Source organism: Shewanella sp. NKUCC05_KAH (assembly GCF_019345585.1).
Lineage (GTDB): Bacteria > Pseudomonadota > Gammaproteobacteria > Enterobacterales > Shewanellaceae > Shewanella > Shewanella oncorhynchi.
On record NZ_JAHKQZ010000008.1, the window covers coordinates 15,855 to 38,138 of the forward strand.

Below are 22,284 nucleotides of genomic sequence, written 5' to 3' on the forward strand. Positions count from 1 at the left end.
AATTCTTTAGATCACAAAAAATAGATCACAAAAAATGAGGCCGCAATCGCGGCCTCATCAATGTATTAACCGCCAAGTTGCGGCGTCGGCTTAAGCGTTAGCGCGAATGCGGTGTAAATAATCTTGCTTAGTGAACTCACCCCAAGGTTGGCGTTGTCCGTCAAGCACGACCGCATCGATATCATCCGCGAGTTGACGCGCTGAGTTAAGCATAATCGAGAAGTTCATTAGGGCGTCACCGTAACAAGGCAAAGTCATGAAAAACACCACGCCTTGGGTACTGAACTGCTCCATATTATCAGGATCAAACACGCCAGGCTTTAGCATATTCGCTATCGAGAACAATACTTTACCATTGCCAGCATTATCCACATGGCGATGGAAAATATTCATATCGCCATATTTAAAATTCAAGGTTAAGAAACAAGGCAGCAATTCGGCGCCGTTAAGCTGTAGACCCTCTTTAGCGACCACGTGTAATACCAGTACGTCGCGTGGTTCACCTAACTCATCTTCAGCGGCTTGTTCAACAACCTCTTCTTGATAGCTATCTTCTTTATATTCATTTTCGTCAAACAAGGCCGTTTGCTGCGGAGCTGCACTACGTAACGCATGTTCCTGTTCAGCTGCTTTTTGCGCGACGATAGCCGCATGGGATTGGCCCATTGGCGGAGTTTGCATGCTCGCTTGAGTGTTCAAAACGGGCTCTTGACGCGAGACTTTCGGGCCACGGTGTTGCTCTTTTACCACCGGTGGCTGCAAGCTAAAATCAGGCTGAGCTGTCACAGGCTCGTGTTTAGGGCCAACTTTCAACTCTGGTTTAAATTCTGCTGATTTAAACTCTTGTGGTTTAAATTCAGGCTTTGGCTCTAGCTTTACTTCCTGCTTCAAATAAGGATTGGCCGCAGGAGTTTCGTTGTTAGATGCAAGTTCACCGGCTTTGCGCACGCGTACGGCGCCAATACCATCGGCATCGAACCCTTCTGAATCGATCCGCTTCGGACTCGGCTCACCTTTCTCAGCCTGTTTCTTATAAAAGTTGCTCATTGGGCTATCTTTCAATGATTTAGGCTGTTGTCTTCTGATAGACCAAAATCCATGCACCAGCACAGCAACTATGGCTATGGCGCCTAAAACGAACAATACTAGTTGCAAATCTTCCATTGGTTACCCTGTCTTTCTTCTAGTTATCCAGCGTCAGCCATCGCCACCGCTTGCTCTATGTCTACCGCAACTATACGAGACACACCGGGCTCGTGCATAGTCACGCCAATAAGTTGATCCGCCATTTCCATGGTTATTTTGTTATGGCTGATATAAATAAACTGTACGCTCTGTGACATTTCTTTTAGCAATCGACAGAAGCGTTCTACGTTGGCATCGTCTAATGGCGCATCCACTTCATCTAACATACAGAAGGGAGCAGGATTCAGCCTAAAAATGGCGAATACCAATGATAAAGCGGTTAATGCTTTTTCACCACCCGAAAGAAGATGGATTGTGCTGTTCTTCTTCCCCGGTGGTTGGGCCATGATAGTCACGCCCGTTTCTAGCAAATCGTCGTCAGTTAACGCTAAATAAGCTCGGCCGCCACCGAACACTTTCGGAAATAAGCGTCCGAGATCTTCGTTGACTGAGTCAAATGTCGTCTTAAAGCGGCTTCGGGTTTCCTTATCTATTTTACGGATCGCTTCCTCTAAGGTTGCAAGCCCTTTATTTAAATCGTCATCTTGATGATCAAGATAAGATTTTCGCTCACTTTGCTGTTCAAATTCTTCGATCGCCGCAAGGTTAATGGCACCTAAACGAACAATTTTCTGCCGTATTTGATCTAAATCACTTTGCCACTTGTCTGGCATCCCCTCTGCGGGCAAGTTTCCAAGGATTTCAGACAGAATGATTTGCTGTTCCTGTAAGGCTTCCAGCTGACTATTCGCTTGGCCTTTTATTCCTTCACGACGTAACTTTAACGTGCTCAGGCTTTGAGTCAAGTCCTCAAGCTTACCAAGCTCTTGTTTTTGCTTTATTCCTATACGGTTTAATGTGTCTGTGAGCACACTTTGCTGCTGACGAACCTCTTTTAAGCCCTGTTGTTGCTCATGTTGTTGCTTTAGTAACTGCGTTAACTGTTCAGTCAACTGCACACTATTTTGCACCCCACTCAATTGGGCAACTTTGGCAAGTTCTGTTAACACAGACTCGCGGGAGTGGATGAGTTCATTGACACGCACTTGCTGTAATTCAATTTGCTCCGTGCTCACGGCCATGCGCATAGTCACGGCTTGCAAACCCGTCGCAGTGGCTGATAATTGACGTTCTACCTCAGTAATACGCCCTTTTAATGCTTGATGGCGCACACTATCGGCCTGTGTGTCTTGGATGAGTTGCCGCTGAATATCTTCACTAGCCTGCAGCGTCTCATCGAGCTCCATTTCTTGTTCTGCTAATAATTCGCATTGCTCGCTTAAGCGTTCAATATCAATCAAACTCGTACTTAAAGCCGCGTCGAGTTTACTTTGCTGTTCGACGCGCGCCTTCACTTGCTCGATTAAACCACTAAGCTGCATCGACTTAGTCGCTTTGTCTAACTGCAATTGATGTAATTTTTGCGCGCCATCGGTCAGTTGCAGTCTTTGTTGCTGCAAAATAGCCGCAAGATCTGTCATCTTGTCTTGCCGAATCTGCAGGGATTGTTGCAAATCGAGGATATTTTGCGCTAACTGAGCTTGCTCTTTACTGAGTTGCACCAGTGACTGGGCGCCCTCTGTTTTAGTGATTAAAAAACCTTGTCCCAGTAGATAACCGTCGGCAGTGACAATCCGTTCATCGGATGTTAGCTGTGGCAGCAGTTCTTTCGCTGCATGGATATCCTTTGCCCACTTAAGCCCCGCTAACCAAGGGGCGAGATTCACCTTAGCCTGTAAAAATTCACTTTGGCTTGATTGTGACGCTAACGCTTGAAACCCCATTTCAGTTTCAGTGACGCCAACGGGCAAGGTCAACAAGCCATTTAGGGCGAGTTCGGCCGCGGTTTCCCAACCATTTTCAACAGTTAAACTCTGCCATAACTGCGGTTTATCACTCTGCTGTTCTTGCTTAGTCAACCACTGTTCAACCAGCTCATGGCGCGCTTTAGTCGCAGTTAATTGCTGCTGAATGTGCTCAGCGCTATGGCGGGCTTCATCTAAGGCTTGCGTACTTGCACTTACACTTTGTTCTTGCTGATGATTAATTTCATTTTGCAGTGTGAGCGCATCATCCAAAGACTCAATATCTTGCTGCAATGGTGTAATACTCGATGCGAGATCACCGTCCATTAACGCCGAAAGTTGCGCCTGCTGCTCACGACTTTGCTGCTGTTTGTGTTGCAGTAATTGCTGCTGATGCGCTAACTGGCTGCGACGCAGTTCAAGCTGTAACTTATGCTGAGAAACATCCGCTGCCTGTTGGCGCGCCACTTCGGCCTGCTGCTGACTGCGTTCAATGCTCATTTCCCATTGGGATTGCAGCTCATCCATGAGCTCTTGTTGCTCATCATGCTGTGGCCCAAGTTTGGCAAGCTCAAGCTCTAACGCGCTAAGACTCGCTTTATAGCCGTTAAGCTTATCGGTGTTTTGTTGGATCTGCTCTTTGACTTGCGCCAACTGGGTTTCGAGCTGGGCGTCGCGCTGCTTTTGATTCTGTAGCTGTTGCTCTAACTTAGCGATTTCAGTACCAGTCAGATAATAGGCTTCAACCGCTCGCTGCTCTTGCTCCGCCAATTGCGCGAGTTGCACTTGCAATTCAGTGGTCTGTAATTCATCAGTTTGCGCGAGTGACTGCGCCGCCGCTTGCTGCACTTCAATAGCACTTATCTGCTCAGATAGGCTCGCCATCTGATCTTGCAACTCTTGATAGCGCATCACAAGGAGTTCAGCATGGGTCTTACGCTCGGCCTGCTTAAGCTCACGATATTGCTTAGCGGCTTTAGCCTGCTGCGCGAGTTTATCTAACTGCTTACCGAGTTCACTGCGAATATCGCCCAAACGCTCGAGGTTTTCGCGGGTATGGCGAATACGGTTTTCAGTTTCGCGCCGACGCTCTTTATATCGGGAAATCCCAGCGGCTTCCTCAATAAAGGTACGCAAGTCTTGGGGTTTAGATTCAATCAGGCGGGAAATAGTGCCTTGCTCGATAATGGCATAACTGCGCGGGCCAAGACCTGTGCCCATAAACAAGTCGGTAATGTCTTTACGACGACACTTTTGACCATTGAGAAAATACCAAGACTCACCGTCGCGGCTCACCTGACGCTTAACGGCGATTTCTTCATAACTGGCATACTGACCAGCGAGGCGACCCTCTTTGTTTTCAAAAATAAGTTCAACACCCGCTACAGACACAGGTTTTCGCGCGCTTGAACCGTTAAATATCACATCGGCCATAGAATCACCGCGTAGGTGCTTCGCCGAGCTTTCACCGAGCACCCAACGCACGGCATCGATCACGTTCGATTTACCGCAGCCATTTGGGCCAATAATGGCGGTTAATGCCTGTAAAAAAGGAATTTTCGTGGGATCGACAAACGACTTAAAGCCGGCAAGTTTTATCTGTTTTAATCTCATGGTGCCAGTTAGCGCGTCTCTGAAGTCTGGCCCGAAAATGAGCCAAGCGGTGCAAATGCATTCTGCTGGCAACTTTAACAAAGCAGGCAGCATTTTGTAACGCTTTTTATTGAATTCATGCGGCTTTTAGCTTGTCATCTGTCCATGAGTTGATCACAATCGCATATAGCTGTCGCTTAACTTTTTGGAAAAACGATATGACACAGAAAAAAACCTTGCCCTTCCCAGCCAAAAGTGGCGTTAATTATTTTCTCGATGGCTTTGGTTTAATCACACGTAAAGGCCTGCGCACTTTCGTATTTATTCCGCTAATGATTAACCTTCTGCTGTTTGCTGGCGTCATTTATGTAGCCATAGGCCAGTTAGATACGCTATTCACTTGGATGAATGCCCAGCTCCCTGAGTACTTAAGCTGGTTAAACTTTTTGCTTTGGCCACTCGCCGTCACCACTATGCTGGTGATGCTTGCTTTTGTATTTAGCTCCGTCATGAACTGGCTCGCCGCCCCCTTTAATGGTCTGTTGGCTGAAAAAGTCGAGCAGTTGTTAACTGGTAAGCAGCTGAATACCGGTTCTGGTATTGATTTAATCAAAGACTTACCGCGTATCCTTGGGCGTGAGTGGATCAAACTCAAATACTATCTGCCCCGCGCACTGGTATTTTTGTTATTGTTTTTAGTGCCTATGGTAGGCCAGACGCTGGCGCCGATTTTATGGTTTCTGTTCAGCGCTTGGATGATGGCGATTCAGTACTGCGATTATCCCTTCGATAACCACAAGGTCAGTTTTAAAGATATGCGCTTTGCCTTGAATCAAACCCGTGGCACCAGTTTTAGCTTTGGCGCAACTGTGACGCTATTTTCGATGATCCCCATAGTCAACTTTATCGTCATGCCAGTGGCGATTTGTGGCGCGACGGCCATGTGGGTCGATAAGTATCGTGAAGCGTATCGCAACCATGCCATAGCACCCGAGTAGTAACACCAGCAGTGCTGAGTCATGGCTCAGCACTGCTCCCCAATTTTTTAGACCCAATAATCCAATCATGTTTCGCCTCGTTAAAATCAACGCAAACCTTGTAACAATTACTCGCTATTGTTAACTTCACGTTTTCTGGCAAAATGCGCGCCACGAATGTGTTATTTGAGTCTTTTTTGTTGAAATCAATCTTAGCCATAATCTTATCTAGTCTTACTTTTCTACCTGTAACTTGTATTGCTGGCTATGCCAGCCAATTTCAGTTAGCCATTCCAACACTTAACAGTGCTGCCAATATCGACGGTGAGTTGGACGATGCCATTTGGCAACAAGCCGCAGTCACAGAGCTCAAATACGAAACCCAACCAGGGGAAAACATTGCCGCATTAGTGAAAACCGAGGCGCGAGTCTATGCGACTAAAACCAGTCTTTTTGTGGCATTTACTGCCAAAGACATTAATCCCAAACTCATTCGAGCAACACTTAAGGACAGAGACAAGCTGTGGAGTGATGATTTAGTCGGAATTAAACTCGATACTTTTAATAATGCCCGTTTAGCGTACCAATTTTTTATTAATCCCCTTGGCGTGCAATTAGACTCAATTGAAAACGAACTAACGGGTGAAGAAAGCGAAGCATGGGATGGTATTTGGAAATCCGCAGGCAAGATCACCGCCGATGGCTATCAGGTCGAAGTCGAATTACCACTGAGACTGTTTAACTTTGACGACAAGAAAAGCTTGCAAGAATGGGGCTTTGAGCTAATTCGTTATTATCCACGCAATGAAAAACATCGCCTATCGACCCATAAGATTGACCGTAATACGAGTTGTCAACTTTGTCAGTTAGGTGTGGCTTCTGGCTTGGCGGGGGCAGAACAAGGACAGGATGTACAAATCACCCCGACTTTTATCGCCAACCGTAACGAACATAAACAGGCGGATGGCTGGGAAGCTGATAACAATCTCGAGCCAGGTGTAGACTTGCGCTGGGGCATTAATTCCAGCACCTTACTCAATGCCACCATTAATCCCGATTTTTCCCAAGTGGAATCCGATGCAGGCCAGCTCGATGTGAACAGCACTTTCTCCTTGTTCTATGATGAGAAACGGCCGTTCTTTTTGGATAATAAAGACTATTTCGACACACAGGTTAATCTGCTGCACACCCGCAATATTGTTGCACCAGACTATGGTATCAAACTGACAAGTAAAAGCGATGATCATACTTTAGCTCTGCTAGCGAGTAACGATAGCCAAACCACGTTTTTGGTACCGGGAAATTTAAGCTCAGAGGTTGCCTCGCTTGATCAAGAAAGTTTGAACCTTGCGGGACGTTATCGTTTCGACATGAGCAAAACCTTCTCCATCGGCGGATTACTTACCGCGAAAACAAGCAGTGACAACACTCACAATGGTACAGCAAATAACCCGCACTATGAGATCAACAGCCAACCCGATTACCACAACTATGTGATTAGTCTAGATGCGAAATATCAACCAACACCACAGGACAGTTTCACTGCGCAAGTGGCCCAATCGGATACTCAGTACCCCACGGGAGTCTATCGTCAATTTTGTACTGATACTGAAAATGACCCTAGTAATGGGTTGCCCTGTGGCCAATCTCAGCTTGATTGCGAACTCGGTCACTGCCAACTCAACGAACAAGTATTACGTAGCCAATCTGATAGCCGCTTTGGCGGCAATTTATATCAGTTAACCTTTAAACACGAAGAGCGAAATTGGTTTGCTTACAGTGAATACAACGCAGTTGATCCCGATTTTCGTGCCGATTTAGGCTTTGTCGAAAAAATCGATTACCGCACCTTTGAGGCTGGTGCGGGTTTGATTTGGTATCCTACGGGCACCTTTAACAAGGTGGAATTAGCGGGAGATTGGGATATCACTCATAACCAAGCAGGCGAACGACTTGAAGAAGAGTATGAAGCCTACATCGAAATCCTCGGCGCATTACAAAGCGAAATCACCTTTGGTGTAGAAACCCGTGAACGTGTGGGCCCTCGCCGCGATGCTTCACAGCTCACTATCGCCGGAAATAGTCAACTATATGATGAAACCCAAGTGTGGTTTTATGGCGCAGTAACCCCGTTATCGCCCCTGAGTATGGAGCTTGAAATGTACTACGGCGATGAAATTGATTTTATCAATGATAGGCTGGGCACTAAAACGCAAATGAACCCGAATATCAATTGGAAAATTGCTAATGGACTTTCTATCGATATCTCCCATCTTTATCAGCAAATGGATGTGGAACAAGGTGCGCTTTTTACCGCTAATCTGAGCGATGTACGCCTCAACTGGCAATTCAGTCTACACAGTTTTATTCGCCTTTCTAGCATTTACACCCGGATAAATCGCAATGTGGCGCAGTATTTATATTCGGCGCCTCAGAGTGAGGAAGCGCATTTAGGCAATGAACTCCTCTACGGTTATAAACTCAATCCGCAGAGTGTGTTCTACCTCGGATACTCTGATAGTTTGCAGGCTAATGATGAGTTAAGCCGCCTGACGCGGGACGAGAAAACCTACTTTATGAAGTTAAGTTACGCATGGCTGCTATAAACAATCATTGCCTTAAACAGAAAGCAACTTAGGCAAACAACTGACATAAAAAAGCCCACATCTTCCTCGATGTGGGCTTTTTATTATGACGGTGAGAATCTTAGACCTTCTGCAGAATAACACTACCAATAGAATATCCTGCGCCAAACGAACTCAATAAACCTAAATCGCCAGTCTTAAAGTCACCGGAAAACTTATGAAATGCAATCACAGAACCCGCGGAAGCCGTATTGGCGTATTCATCTAGTACCACGGGCGCTTGTTCCGCTGACACATCATCCCCAAGCAACTTTCTCACCACAAACTGATTCATGTTGATGTTCGCTTGATGTAACCACAAACGTTTGAAGGACTGTGGCGTTAACGCTTGTTCGGCCAGATGTTCATCCAAATGTTGGTAAATCATCGGCAACAGCTCTTTAAATACCTTGCGCCCTTGTTGGTGGAATAACTTATCGGCTTGATGGGCCGCACTCGGATCGCAGCGGTTCAAGAAACCGAAATTACTGCGAATATTGTTCGAGTAATCAGTAAAACAGCGGCTCGAGAGGATCTTAAACACATGGTCAGACGGGGCTAAGCTTTGTTCTTCCAGTACCAGAGCCGTCGCCACATCACCGAAGATAAAATGGCTGTCACGGTCGCGATAATTCACCTGTGCCGAGCAAATCTCAGGGTTGATCACTAACACTCTTGAGGCAGAACCCGTAGCAATGGCATTAGCCGCGGCGACAATTGCAAACGTCGCCGATGAACACGCTACCTGCATGTCGTAACCATAACCCCGCGTACCTAGTGCACGTTGAATTTCAATCGCCATAGCAGGATACGCACGCTGAGTATAAGCACAGGCAACAATCACTAAGTCAATTTGTTCAGCCTTGAGATTAGCATTCTTTAGTGCCATCAAGGCAGCTTCAAGGCCAATCTCAGCCTGCATAGATAATTCGTCACTGCTGCGCTCAGGAATCAACGGCATCATGACTTCGGGATCCAGAATGCCCTCTTTCACCATCACATATCTGTGCTTGATGCCGGAGGCTTTTTCAATAAACTCGCTCGATGAATAGGACAAAGCCGCAACATGGCCTTGCTCAATTAAGCCTGCATTTTCAAGATTGAAAATATCCACATAAGCATTGAAGCTCTCAACTAAGGCTTCATTGGAAATACTGTGGGGCGGCGTAAATAGGCCACTCCCCGAAATGACGACCTGTTTCATAAATGCTCCAAACGGGTACTGGTTGTAAGGTGAGCAGAGGATGCATCATCACTCGTAAGCACAGGTGCTAACTCATTTTGCCCCTGCGCTTGTTGCTCTAATCGTTGCTTTTTATGCATTTGCACTAAGTCTATCACGACTGTTGAAGATATTTTATCTTGGATCCCCTGCCGATTGGCATCCCAAAATATTTGCATAAAACCAAGTAAGCCTGTGGTAAAGCCTGCGGCATAGCCACCATAACGGCCAAACGCGGCCCATAAACTGATGTTGGCACCATCGAGCTGGATCACCCGAATGCCCAACATCTTCTTACCTAAGGTTTGACCATCAAATCGTGCAGTAAAGACGGTAAAGTAAAACGCTGCCCAACCAAAACCCAGCCCCATATCACTCAGAAAGCCTTTCACCCAAGCGACAACACTATGGCTTGTAGCTTCATCAACGGTTCTGAGGCGAGAATATTGCGAAGGGCTCACATTCACTGCATCAGCCACCGCACTTTGCGGCTGTACATCCGGCGAAATAGCTTGAATAGGCTGAAGTGGCTCAGGCGGATAATCCGTTGTCGCCAACTCAACAGGAAGCGTAATAACAGGCCATAGGCTGCCATTAAGCACTTCCGCCTGTAACTTTTCACTGTCTATGGCAGGCAAACTACTGTTGGCTATGGTTGCTAGCACTATTTCACGTTGATCATTTTCTGTCATGCCCTTTGATCCTGAAGCATTTTTTATCGCTTCATGTAGGGACTGAACTTGAGTTTTACCACAAGCATAATTATTGCACTGGCTCAACGACATCAATGCTGGTAGTGACGTAATGATTTGTTCACCTAATGCCAATTGTTGCTCTACTCCCTCACTGCTTTTAACGTCTGTTCCATTAAAATCAAACAGATTATTAGCGGTTGTCAGCAACATAAAAACCAACATCAAGGCATAAAGTCCCCACTTGAGTAAACGACCAAACTTACGACTGCGCTTTTCAATCCAGATAATACTGACCACCAGCAAGACAAACATCCAATCCATCTGCTCAGCTAACACAGTGATCAGCAAACCATCAATCAGTATGGCTAACATCCGCTTCAACGGTGTCGCCAATGGGATGTATAACACGGATGCTGCAATGGTAAATGCCTTTGGTGTTACCATCGTTTTTGGATCTTTACCCAGATCCATTTGTTGCTGCTTCATCTTTGCGCTTGTCCGATACGAGTGATAGGCTAGTTTTACGATTGAGACATCAAGAAGTTATCCCTGTTAATGCCACAATCTTTTTTATGTTAGCAAGAGGTTAACACAGTTAAACTGGCTGCCAATCAGGGTTTGCGAATAACAGCACACCTTTTAATAACCAAATCGAATAAAGAAGAACAAACAATCACTTCTAAAAGCGCCACAGCAGATTATGATTCAGTAGTGCCAACATAGGAGCAAGCAATCCATGAGCAAAATTTTCGAAGATAATTCATATACTATTGGTAATACACCGCTAGTACGTTTAAACCGTGTTAGCCAAGGTAAAGTGCTGGCCAAAGTCGAAGCCCGTAACCCAAGTTTCAGTGTTAAATGCCGTATCGGTGCCAATATGATTTGGGATGCCGAGAAGAAAGGTCTATTAACAAAAAATCACGAGCTGATTGAGCCGACATCAGGCAACACAGGTATTGCATTAGCGTATGTTGCCGCGGCCCGTGGCTATAAACTGACCCTGACCATGCCAAATACCATGAGTTTAGAGCGTCGTAAGCTACTCAAAGCCCTAGGCGCAACTCTCGTGCTGACTGAAGGCGCGAAAGGCATGAAAGGTGCGATTGATAAAGCGGAAGAAATTCGCCAATCGGCTCCTGAAAAATACATTTTATTGCAGCAGTTTAATAACCCTGCTAACCCAGAAATCCATGAAAAAACCACAGGTCCAGAAATCTGGAATGATACCGATGGTGAAGTGGATGTGTTTGTTGCCGGTGTAGGTACTGGCGGTACAATTACTGGTGTAAGCCGTTACTTGAAAAAAGTGGCCGGTAAAACCATCACCTCAGTTGCGGTTGAGCCAGCAGATTCTCCTGTTATAGCTCAAACCTTAGCGGGTTTACCAGTGCAACCAGGGCCGCATAAAATTCAAGGTATTGGTGCAGGCTTTATCCCTGGTAACTTAGATTTAGAATTGATTGACCGTGTTGAGGCTGTAACTAACGATGAAGCCATCGACATGGCCCGCCGCTTAATGCAAGAAGAAGGCATTTTAGTGGGTATTTCATCGGGTGCCGCCGTTGTCGCCGCAAACCGCATCGCTGAGTTGCCAGAGTTTGCAGGCAAAACCATTGTGGTGATTTTGCCATCGGCAGCCGAGCGTTACCTATCTTCAGTCTTGTTCCAAGGCCAATTCGGCGACGAAGAAAACGTTCAATAAACGACGTTTTATCGTCCTTAAAATACCCAGCTTTGGCTGGGTATTTTTATTTATGGCATTCCATTATTTAGATCTCGATTACAGAGCATAAACAAGTTACTGCTCAAGTTTGGATACAGCTCATAGTTCTTTGTATCTCAACTGACTTTCACGGCTAACTTGGTTATAAAGAACGGACCCGCTCGCCAATTCATTCCTTTTTATGTCTTTTTACCGAACACCAAGTAATATCAGCGCCTTCAATGCAAAGTTTGAAGCTCAAAAAATTGCCTTTGGCCCCATCAGCTTTCAAGTCGCCCACTGCCTACTCAAATTCGATGTGCTAACGCAAATAGATAAAGCGGCCGAGCATGGGATCACTGCAGCCGAGTTAAGCCAATCCACCCCACTGAGTGAATATGCCTTGGGGGTATTGCTGGATATGGGACTCAGTATGGGTTTAGTTTGGCAAAATGAAAATGGCTATGTGCTCGATAAAACGGGGCACTTTTTACTCCATGACGACATGGCAGCCATCAATCTTAACTTTGTGCAGGATGTTTGCTATCAAGGCCTTTTTAACCTTGATACCGCGCTACTCGAAGGCAAGGCCGCAGGACTTAAGGTGTTCGGTGACTGGAATACTATCTACCCCGCCTTAAAAGATCTACCACCCAAAGCGAAACAGAGCTGGTTTGCCTTCGATCATTACTATTCGGATCATGCCTTTCCACAGCTTCTGCCATTAGTGTTCGCCCATAAGCCAATCCATTTAGTGGATATAGGCGGCAATACGGGCAAATGGGCACTGAGCTGCTGTGATTATGACGCGAACGTTGAAGTCACGATTATGGATTTTCCGGGGCAACTTGAGGTAGCCACACAAAATGCACTCGCACGAGGTTTTGCAGCACGAGTGCATACCTTTGCCACCGATCTGCTGGACGACTCCCAACCCTTTGTCGAAGGCGCCGATACTTACTGGATGAGTCAATTTCTGGATTGCTTCTCAAAAAGCCAAATCCTGAACATTTTACAACGCACGGCAAAGGCAATGACATCAAGCAGCCAACTCTTTATCGTCGAAACCTTTTGGGATAGACAGCCATCGGCCGCCTCCGCCTATTGCGTAAATGCCACTAGCCTCTATTTCAGCGCCATGGCCAATGGCAATAGCCGCATGTATCACTCTAAGGATTTATTGGCCCTGCTTCACCAAGCGGGACTGTATGTGGATGAAGACACAGACAATCTTGGCCTAGGGCACACGCTACTGCGTTGTAAACTCAAACCTTAAGTTTAATAGCAACATAAAAGTAAACAAAACTTATGCAATGAATAAAATTAATCAAATTTATTTATCATTGATACCCGCAGTACACTAAATACATCAAAACAGCGCCCCAAAAAAGCGATGTTAAGCATTGTCAGTATTGAGAGGTATTCAAAATGACTTCAAAACGCAAACGCTGGACATCCCACGCAGCTAAACTTCCCAGCCCTATGGCTGGGTTGGCACTGGCAATTGCCAGCTTAGGTTGGACATGGGAGAACATGACACCTTCACTTAATGGCGCAGGACAACTCACAGGTGCCATCATAGCCTCTGTGTTACTGTTATTGCTCATGGGTAAATTCATGCTTCATCCTAATATTTTAAAGGACGAGCTAAGTCACCCTGTGATTGGTAGTGTGATCCCCACCTTCGCCATGGGCTTGATGGTGGTGTCTAAATCACTCGGCGATTATTTCCCCCATGCAGGCTTAACTCTGTGGCTAGTCGCCATTGGTATCCATGTGATCTTCCTAAGCGCGTTTATCTATTATCGCGCCATTGATTTTAAACTCGAGCACATGGTTCCGAGCTGGTTCGTACCACCGATTGGCATTATCGTCGCGGCAGTGTCTTTCCCTGTGTCTGACTACCAATGGTTAGCAAATGCCATTTTGGTTTTTGGGATGTTAGCCTACTTAATCATGCTGCCTTTGATGCTCTATCGCCTCATTTTCTGTCAGGCGATACCCGATGCCGCTAAACCAACCATTGCCATTCTCGCGGCGCCCGCCAGTTTATCACTTGCAGGTTATCTGACCGTTTGCGAGCAGGCGTCGATTCCCTTAGTCGCCTTACTACTGAGCATCGCCATTCTGATGACCAGCATCATCTACTTGGCCTTCTTTCACCTACTAAAACTGCCCTTTAGCCCAGGCTACGCAGCCTTTACCTTCCCTATGGTGATCGGTGCAACCGCCCTCTTTAAAACCGCTGCTTGGTTAACGCAGTTCAATAACATGGGTGAGTTAGCGATATGGATAAAATACTTAGCAGAATTCGAACTGGTAATCGCCACCTTAGTGGTTGCCTATGTCGCCCTACGTTATTTAGGACACTACTTTCCACTGCAATTTAACGTGGTAGAGCACAAATCAGTTCTAAATAGCAAATAAACAGAACAGCTTTTTGTAAAAATAATTAACCATACAAATGAATTGTTCACTCAAAAAACTAAACAATAAACCGAAAGCGAAGCGAATAGATATTCACTTCGCTTTTATATTTAAACAGTCAAAATTAAATAATCAGAAATAGCATTTGATTAGTTTTTATTCTTTACAACATTTCATTCCATAATTTTACTTCTAGCTTACTGACGCGGTGTAAAAATATCACCATACAAAATTAAACCGCATGAAACCCCTTATTGATAACACTCCTCAATCATCCAATCTAAAATATATGGAATGACAAACCATATCGTTATTAATTTTTACTTTTTCACATAAAATAGTTTCAAACTATTATTGAAAACAACAAAATTAAAACACAATAAAACAAAACATTAGCAACAATAAAAAAACACAAAGAACCAACAATAAAAACAAAAAGCCAAATAAAAAACAAAACCCTCAGATTAAAACCTTATCTGCCACCGATTACACACACACCCTACTTATATCTGCATTTTAAAAAGAGAGTAAGTAACAAATTTTAAACAAAATTCCAGCATGACCAATGTTGCACTTGTTATTTTCTTGTGGTTATATCCTGAACTCAATTAAATGAGAGCTTAATTCTTTACATAAGTAACCATTTAAGAAAAATAAAAAATAAACATACAACATGTGTTAAGGGAGAATAAAATGCGTGCAAATTCTACATTAGCCAAAGCCGTTCGCTTTGCATTAATAAGCGGAGCAGCTACTGCCGCGTTAACCACTTCGATAGTATATGCAGCTGAAGATGGCGCCAAAGTTGAACGTATTGAAGTAACAGGTTCACGTATTAAGCGTACCGATATGGAAACCGCAACCCCAGTTACAGTACTAAGTGCTGATGATATGGCAAAACAAGGTTTTACTAACGTACAAGATGCATTGCAGAGCCTGACTTCAACAACAGGAGCAATGACAACTCAATCAGTACATGGTTTTACACCAGCTGCGTCATCAATCAGTTTACGTAATGCGGGTGCAAGCAGAACGCTAACATTGATTAACGGTAAACGTCTCAACCAATATCCTAAACCAGCAGGTGGTACAGACAACTTTGTTGATACCGCAAACTTACCAATGGAAGCTGTTGCTCGTATTGAGATATTACAATCTGGTGGTTCAGCAATTTATGGTGCAGATGCTGTTGGTGGCGTAGTAAACATTATTTTAAAAAGAGATTTTGATGGCGTCGCATTAAAATATCGACATGGTGATACTACTGAAGGCGGTGGTGGAAGCGATCGAATTGCGCTATCTCTGGGTTCATCTTCCGAACGTGGTAACGTCTCAACCTTCATCGAATTTACTGATACTGAGCGTTTGAATGCAACTGATAGAGCTGTTTTTGGATTAGATACAGACAAAGTACCTTATAGTAAATATTCACAATACAGCTCATATGGGGCTGGCATTACAGGTAAAAAACCTGCTGGTGGAACGACACCAAAAGGCCAACGTGTCCTCACTGCGAGTGAATGCGAAGCGGGCGGTTTTCTTTGGACAGGTAGCGCATGTGGCTTTGATCGCTCAAAGTGGCGCGATCTATCACCAGAAAGCACCCGTTTTATCAGTTCAACGAACTTTAACTATGAACTTGCAGATAATTTGAACTTTGTAGGACGTCTTGATTTTGCAGAAGCAAAATCAACAACACGTATCGAACCTATGGGTATCGATAACTACACAGTCAATGTTGCAGGAGACAAAGTAACTTTAGGCGTTGATTTAGATGATTCACTGACAAAGACGTTCGACAAGAATACAGGTCTTGGTGGAGATTTTAAAAATGCCGAAAATGGTGACTACAACTATATTCGTCGTTTGCACGAATTCGGCAACCGCGCAGGAGAAACAAGTACCCGTAACTATTTCTTCACCGCGGGCTTGGAAGGCGTGATCGCTGATGATTATAGTTGGGATACATCCGTAAATTACGGCCGTACTAATGTGGATGTATTCAATAGTGGCTTTGCGACTGTTGGTGGATTATTTAATTATCTAGCTCAAGGTACTGACGGTAAATCACTGCTTGCGCCTATCAGCACAAATGATGTCAGCGGTATAGCGTACACTCCGTTTGAAAAAGCTCAATCAACTCAAAAAAATATTCAAGCAAATATCACAGGTCCAGCATTTGAACTGCCAGCAGGTTCAGCAGACTTTGCTTTTGGGGCGGAATATACCACTCAAGACTACTCATCAGAATCTGACTCAGAATCTGTTAAAGGCAATATTCTAAGCCGTGGTGGTTCATCAGGTGCTGGTGAGCGTTCATACTGGGCAACCTATATGGAATTAAAGCTTCCAGTTCTTGAGGACTTAACACTTGATGCGGCCTTACGTTATGACCGATATGATGATTTCGGTGGAAATTTGTCGCCTCAATTAACCGTAGAGTATCGTCCACTTGATGAATTATTAGTTCGTGGCTCTATCAGTAAAGTGTTCCGCGCACCAGATATGCATCGCGTATATGGAGATGCAACTCAAGCATATAGCAATATCATTGATTTTAAACAGTGCCAAGCTCTAGGTGGAACTCCATCTCAGAAAAATCCAGATCCAACACTGAACAAAATCTGTAATGAACTCAATATTGATATCACTACTGGTGCTAACAAAGATCTTAGCGCTGAAACAGGCTATACAGCCAACATAGGTGCTGTTTATGGTGGCGATAGCTTAAATGCTTCACTCGATATTTGGGAGTGGAAACTGGATGACATGGTAAGTGACATCTCTGCAAGCAAAGCTGCTCGTGAATATGAAACTTATGCAAACATGATCACCCGTGACGCATTAGGTACCATTACTCACATTAATACCGTCGCACAAAACCTTGCTTATCAGAAAGTTCGTGGTATTGACTTAACCACTGGTTATGGATGGGATGTCGCTGACTTTGGTGAGTTAAAACTAAACTTTAATGGTACTTATATTCTTCTTTCTGAAGTACAAACAGATCCTACAGCAGCAATTGATGATGACATCGATGATGGTGGTTTACCGCAATATAAAGCCAATATCATTTTAGGTTGGTATATAAACGATTTTGAAACAACTTTAGGTGCTTACCACACAGCAAGAATGCATGGTGTTGGATATAAATCGTTTAAAAAAGCTGCATTAGATAAAGGTTTGGCATTCAATGAAAGTGCAAACGAAATTGCATCACAAACGAAGTGGAACTTAACATCGGCTTATAACATCACAGACGCAATTAAAGTGACTGGCGGTGTAATGAACTTATTTAATGCTGGACCAAACTTTGATCCAACAGATACAGCTTGGCCACACTATAACCGCTCATCATATGATGCGCGTGGTCGTGAATGGTTTATCGAAGGCGAAGTTAAATTCTAATATGGTGTTGATTAGTTAGAACCTAATCAAAAAACGGCATCTTCGGATGCCGTTTTTATTTACTTCATCATTTACACATCATAGAAAACCGACATAAAAAAATGCCCAGCTACCTGCTGGGCACTTACCCTTCAGACTGATAATTAAAGACGTTTTAAGAATGTTTAGTCAGCTTAATCTCACTCTGATGCTGAGGTTTTTCAGTATGTGAATGTGGTGCAGAAAAGTGTTCATGATGAGCTTTGTGTGATTCAGCCAAGGTGACTTTACCCTGCTCTATCCACCAATAACCTAAACCAACAATCACACCGCCACCGACAATATTGCCTAAGGTTACAGGTATTAAATTATTGAATATAAAGTTTGCCACGGTTAAATCGGCAAATTGTGCTTGAGTAACCCCTAAAGACACGAAGAACTCTGGGCTGGCGATTGATTGGATCATCATGCCCATAGGCACCATAAACAGGTTAGCGATACTGTGTTCAAAGCCACTACTGACGAACATAGCCACAGGTAAAATTAACAGTAACGATTTCGTCAGTACATCACGACTAGCAAAGGTCATCCACACACCTAAACACACCAACATGTTACATAAAATGCCTAAACTAAAGGCTTGGAACCAAGTATGGTGCAGTTTGTGCTGTGCCACTTTAAGGGCATTTAATCCCCAGTTACCACCATCGAGATCATACATACCTGCGGCAGTGATCAAGCAAACCATCAACATAGCGCCGACAAAATTGCCGGCATATACGCGGCACCAACATTTGAGTAATTCAGCGCCAGTGACCTGTTTTTGTGCCCAGGCGACGGTACTGAGCACAGAACTGGTGAACAGTTCTCCACCGCAAACAACCACTAAAATTAAACCTAAACTAAAGGCTATTCCGCCAACGAAACGAACTAAACCCCAAGACGCATCGCCTGCGCCAGTAGTTACGGTTAAATAAAAAACAAAGGCTAAAGCGATAAATGCGCCAGCAAACACGGCTAAACCAAAGGACTGCCAAGGTGCTTTAACCACTTTGCTTGTCCCGTAAATTTCAGCCTGATTGTAACAACTAAAATGAGCTGAAACCTGTGGCGCTTCATGTGCGCTGTTTGTCACAGTTGGAACTGATGACGATGGATTTGGGCTTTTCATTGCATAACTCCAACTTCAGATAAACAAACTTGAACGCGTAGCATAGGTATCTCCAGCAGCGCCATTGCGCAGATAACACGAATCAAAACCGAGATAATGATTTGCTTAAATGATGATTCACTAAAGTCTCGCTTTGTATCATACAACGCGCTTATGCTGTGAAGCAGATATTGCTAAAGCGTGATGCTATTCACACCCAAAATGTGAAAACTTTGAAGCCAAAAACACAAAAGGTTAATTGGTCTTACCATGTCAACCCGATTTTCATCGCGAGAATGTGGCTTAATTAAGATGGTATACAATGCATATCCTGCACGTTTCCATCTCATATTTAGCGAACTAACGCTTAAATTAATGCGCTATAGATTCAAGCAAACCTCAGCAATGACACATTAAATGACCAATAGCTTGATGCGTGTATCTCGGTATTCATTAAATTGAACCGATACTTTAGCATTTACAGTTTAGTCCAACAGCAAGTAACAAGTTGCCTGCATCATAGCAAACGACTGTATTTAACCACTCTTTAACCCTTCCTGAATGATTTAAGCATTGCATGCTTTATTTGATGGCGTTATGACATGCCGTCTCCTAAATCGACACTAAGTTAGCAAAGAAAAATAAATTAATACAAATAGCTAACATCAAACTTATTTTTAATATCATAACCACTGCGCCTACTGTGACAGCTCCCATTATCGAGCCGTGACTCCCACCAATCAAAATCAGCCTATACGAGGATAGATTTATCCTCGCTAAAGGTGGACAGTAAATGGGAACAATATAGGCAGGCTGATTTAAGAGATAATGGGGTTCAGATGTCACACCAAGTTAAAAAGCGTGCCGTATTCCCTATTGTGGTAAAAAAATGCTACCTAGCTAGCAAATTTGGGATTAACAGAGCATAAACCAAGCCGTTTAAGATGCGATAGCGACAGACCTATGTTAATATGCTTATGGACAATTGGTCTTACCAATTATAAAGATTTATCAGTAGCCGATAATCAAAGTAAGCGAATATTTGTCATCTTATCGGGTATCAATAGACAGACTTTTGGAGTGACGAGCGCTTCAAAATCCAGTTCCCATCATAGGGCGTCATCATGAAGGGAGCTTTATTTCAGGAATTAGCTATTGGCTTATACTCAGCATTGCTTAACGCTGATCGCCAATAACCTTTTATCTCAACCAGAAGGTATTAGTACGATGACCGACAAAACTGAACTGTTTGCCAACGCATGGGAAGGCTTTACTCCTGGCGATTGGAAATCTGAAGTCAATGTACGTGACTTTATCCAACAAAACTACGCGCCTTTTGAAGGCGACGAGTCCTTCCTCGCCGGTGCCACCGAAGCGACCACAAAATTGTGGGATAAAGTCATGGAAGGCATCAAACAGGAAAACCGTACCCACGCGCCTGTTGATTTCGACACTAAGATGGTTTCAACCATCACTTCCCACGACGCTGGCTACATCAACAAAGAATTAGAAACTATCGTTGGCTTACAAACAGACGCGCCGCTAAAACGCGCTATGTTGCCTAACGGTGGTATTCGTATGGTGGAAAGCTCATGCGCCGCCTACGATCGTGTACTGGATGAAGATGTTAAATACGTTTATTCAGAACTGCGCAAAACCCATAACCAAGGTGTGTTCGATGTTTACACCCCCGAAATAATGGCCTGTCGTAAATCAGGTATTTTAACGGGCTTACCCGATGCTTATGGCCGTGGCCGTATCATTGGTGACTATCGCCGTGTGGCACTTTACGGTATCGATTACCTGATGAAAGATAAGTTTGCCCAATTTAGCTCACTGCAAGCGCAGTTCGAAGCGGGTGAAGAGTTATCTAACGTTATCCAATTACGTGAAGAAATTGCCGAGCAACACCGTGCATTAGGCCAAATGAAGAAAATGGCTGCCAAGTATGGCTTCGATATTTCTCGTCCAGCGACCAATGCACAAGAAGCGATCCAATGGACTTACTTCGGCTATTTAGCTGCAGTGAAGAGCCAAAATGGCGCTGCCATGTCATTAGGTCGTACCTCTTCATTCCTCGACATCTATATTGAACGTGATCTGAAAAATGGCACCTTAACTGAGCAACAAGCTCAGGAAATGGTTGACCATTTCGTGATGAAATTGCGTATGGTGCGTTTCCTACGTACCCCTGAATACGACGAATTGTTCTCAGGCGACCCAATTTGGGCAACGGAGTCAATCGGCGGTATGGGCTTAGATGGCCGTACGTTAGTGACGAAATCAAGCTTCCGTTTCTTGAACACCCTTTACACTATGGGTCCAAGTCCAGAGCCAAACATCACAGTATTATGGTCAGATAAACTGCCAATCGGTTTCAAAAAATATTGCGCCAAAGTGTCTATCGACACTAGCTCAATCCAATACGAAAACGATGACTTAATGCGTCCAGATTTCCAATCAGACGACTATGCAATCGCCTGTTGTGTGAGCCCTATGGTTGTGGGTAAACACATGCAGTTCTTCGGTGCTCGCGCTAACTTAGCGAAAACCATGCTGTATGCGATTAACGGCGGCGTAGACGAAAAACTGAAAATCCAAATTGCCCCTAAAGCAGACATGATCACAGACGAAGTGCTCAACTTTGATGATGTGATGAATCGCTTAGACGGTTTAATGGATTGGTTAGCGACTCAATATGTCACTGCACTGAACTCAATCCACTACATGCACGATAAGTACTCTTACGAAGCCGCGCTTATGGCGCTGCACGACAGAGACGTACGTCGCACTATGGCATGTGGTATTGCGGGTTTATCTATCGCAGCCGACTCACTGTCTGCCATCAAATACGCCACAGTAAAACCAGTGCGTGATGAAAACGGCATAGCAGTTGATTTCGATATCAGCGGTGACTATCCAAAATTTGGTAACAACGACCCACGTGTAGATGATATTGCCTGTGACTTAGTTGAACGTTTTATGGCGAAAATTCGCGACCGTAAAATGTATCGCAATGCGATCCCAACGCAGTCAATTCTGACTATCACCTCAAACGTGGTTTATGGTAAGAAAACCGGTAACACCCCCGATGGTCGTCGTTCAGGTGCGCCATTTGCACCGGGTGCAAACCCTATGCATGGCCGTGATGAAAAAGGCGCAATCGCTTCTTTAACCTCAGTGGCAAAACTCCCATTTGCCCACGCTCAAGACGGTATCTCTTATACCTTCTCAATCGTGCCAAATGCGCTGGGTAAAGATGATGATGCTCGCCGTACCAACTTAGCAGCATTGATGGACGGATACTTCGACCACAATGACAAAAAAGAAGGTGGCCAACACTTGAACGTCAACGTGATGAACCGCGAGATGCTCGAAGATGCCGTTAAGCATCCAGACAAGTATCCACAGCTGACCATCCGTGTTTCTGGCTATGCAGTGCGCTTCAACTCACTGACGCCAGAGCAGCAACAAGATGTGATCACGCGTACATTCACAAAAGGTCTGTAAGCTA

At 44.5% G+C, this 22,284-nt stretch carries 12 protein-coding genes; 7 read left to right on the plus strand and 5 right to left on the minus strand.

The genetic code is table 11. The features are described 5' to 3' along the window. Window positions 1-90: 90 nt before the first annotated feature. Both zipA and KO533_RS09040 read right to left on the minus strand, forming a co-directional pair. A complete protein-coding gene (gene zipA / locus KO533_RS09035; protein ID WP_105252151.1) occupies window positions 91-1,164 on the minus strand; it encodes a cell division protein ZipA in 1,074 nt (357 codons plus the stop codon). A gap of 23 nt (window positions 1,165-1,187) precedes the next feature. Beyond that, on the minus strand, window positions 1,188-4,604 hold the full coding sequence (locus tag KO533_RS09040; RefSeq protein ID WP_219253770.1) for a chromosome segregation protein SMC: 3,417 nt from the start codon (window positions 4,602-4,604) through the stop codon (window positions 1,188-1,190). Between the two features lie 197 nt (window positions 4,605-4,801). On the opposite strand from KO533_RS09040, the gene cysZ reads away from it, so the two are divergent. Next, the gene (gene cysZ / locus KO533_RS09045) at window positions 4,802-5,581 is read left to right on the plus strand and encodes a sulfate transporter CysZ (RefSeq protein ID WP_131523549.1); all 780 of its coding nucleotides are present in this window, start codon (window positions 4,802-4,804) and stop codon (window positions 5,579-5,581) included. Window positions 5,582-5,757: 176 nt separating this feature from the next. Next, a complete protein-coding gene (locus KO533_RS09050) occupies window positions 5,758-8,166 on the plus strand; it encodes a DUF5916 domain-containing protein (protein ID WP_251073400.1) in 2,409 nt (802 codons plus the stop codon). 100 nt (window positions 8,167-8,266) lie between these two features. Here the strand turns inward: KO533_RS09050 and KO533_RS09055 are convergent, their stop codons facing one another. Both KO533_RS09055 and KO533_RS09060 read right to left on the minus strand, forming a co-directional pair. Continuing rightward, a complete protein-coding gene (locus tag KO533_RS09055) occupies window positions 8,267-9,388 on the minus strand; it encodes a beta-ketoacyl-ACP synthase III (protein WP_219253774.1) in 1,122 nt (373 codons plus the stop codon). Continuing rightward, window positions 9,385-10,587, minus strand: a complete 1,203-nt coding sequence (locus KO533_RS09060; protein WP_219253775.1) for an RDD family protein — start codon at window positions 10,585-10,587, stop codon at window positions 9,385-9,387. The genes KO533_RS09055 and KO533_RS09060 overlap by 4 nt, the downstream gene beginning before the upstream one ends. Window positions 10,588-10,837: 250 nt before the next feature. On the opposite strand from KO533_RS09060, the gene cysK reads away from it, so the two are divergent. The 4 genes from cysK (at window position 10,838) to KO533_RS09080 (ending at window position 17,641) form a co-directional block, all read left to right on the plus strand. Further along, on the plus strand, window positions 10,838-11,806 hold the full coding sequence (gene cysK / locus KO533_RS09065; RefSeq protein WP_113940761.1) for a cysteine synthase A: 969 nt from the start codon (window positions 10,838-10,840) through the stop codon (window positions 11,804-11,806). 202 nt (window positions 11,807-12,008) lie between these two features. Continuing rightward, entirely contained in the window at window positions 12,009-13,082 is a 1,074-nt protein-coding gene (locus KO533_RS09070; protein WP_219253776.1) for a methyltransferase, read from the plus strand. A 152-nt stretch (window positions 13,083-13,234) separates the two neighbouring features. Then, window positions 13,235-14,233, plus strand: coding sequence for a TDT family transporter (locus KO533_RS09075; RefSeq protein ID WP_168824158.1), 999 nt, complete (start codon window positions 13,235-13,237; stop codon window positions 14,231-14,233). A gap of 693 nt (window positions 14,234-14,926) precedes the next feature. Further along, entirely contained in the window at window positions 14,927-17,641 is a 2,715-nt protein-coding gene (locus KO533_RS09080; RefSeq protein ID WP_173244149.1) for a TonB-dependent receptor, read from the plus strand. Window positions 17,642-17,795: 154 nt separating this feature from the next. On the opposite strand, the gene focA is transcribed toward KO533_RS09080, so the two are convergent. Further along, a complete protein-coding gene (gene focA, locus KO533_RS09085) occupies window positions 17,796-18,791 on the minus strand; it encodes a formate transporter FocA (RefSeq protein WP_219253777.1) in 996 nt (331 codons plus the stop codon). Between the two features lie 1,206 nt (window positions 18,792-19,997). Here focA and pflB point away from each other — a divergent pair. After that, on the plus strand, window positions 19,998-22,280 hold the full coding sequence (gene pflB, locus KO533_RS09090; protein WP_028760972.1) for a formate C-acetyltransferase: 2,283 nt from the start codon (window positions 19,998-20,000) through the stop codon (window positions 22,278-22,280). Window positions 22,281-22,284 lie beyond the last annotated feature (4 nt).

What these genes read in the sequence shown, in the direction of transcription:
- KO533_RS09070 (WP_219253776.1), top strand. Translation starts at nt 12,009, where the DNA reads ATGTCTTTTTACCGAACACCAAGTAATATCAGCGCCTTCAATGCAAAG.
- focA (WP_219253777.1), bottom strand. Translation starts at nt 18,791, where the DNA reads ATGAAAAGCCCAAATCCATCGTCATCAGTTCCAACTGTGACAAACAGC.
- KO533_RS09040 (WP_219253770.1), bottom strand. Translation starts at nt 4,604, where the DNA reads ATGAGATTAAAACAGATAAAACTTGCCGGCTTTAAGTCGTTTGTCGAT.
- KO533_RS09055 (WP_219253774.1), bottom strand. Translation starts at nt 9,388, where the DNA reads ATGAAACAGGTCGTCATTTCGGGGAGTGGCCTATTTACGCCGCCCCAC.
- pflB (WP_028760972.1), top strand. Translation starts at nt 19,998, where the DNA reads ATGACCGACAAAACTGAACTGTTTGCCAACGCATGGGAAGGCTTTACT.
- cysK (WP_113940761.1), top strand. Translation starts at nt 10,838, where the DNA reads ATGAGCAAAATTTTCGAAGATAATTCATATACTATTGGTAATACACCG.
- KO533_RS09060 (WP_219253775.1), bottom strand. Translation starts at nt 10,587, where the DNA reads ATGAAGCAGCAACAAATGGATCTGGGTAAAGATCCAAAAACGATGGTA.
- KO533_RS09080 (WP_173244149.1), top strand. Translation starts at nt 14,927, where the DNA reads ATGCGTGCAAATTCTACATTAGCCAAAGCCGTTCGCTTTGCATTAATA.
- cysZ (WP_131523549.1), top strand. Translation starts at nt 4,802, where the DNA reads ATGACACAGAAAAAAACCTTGCCCTTCCCAGCCAAAAGTGGCGTTAAT.
- zipA (WP_105252151.1), bottom strand. Translation starts at nt 1,164, where the DNA reads ATGGAAGATTTGCAACTAGTATTGTTCGTTTTAGGCGCCATAGCCATA.
- KO533_RS09075 (WP_168824158.1), top strand. Translation starts at nt 13,235, where the DNA reads ATGACTTCAAAACGCAAACGCTGGACATCCCACGCAGCTAAACTTCCC.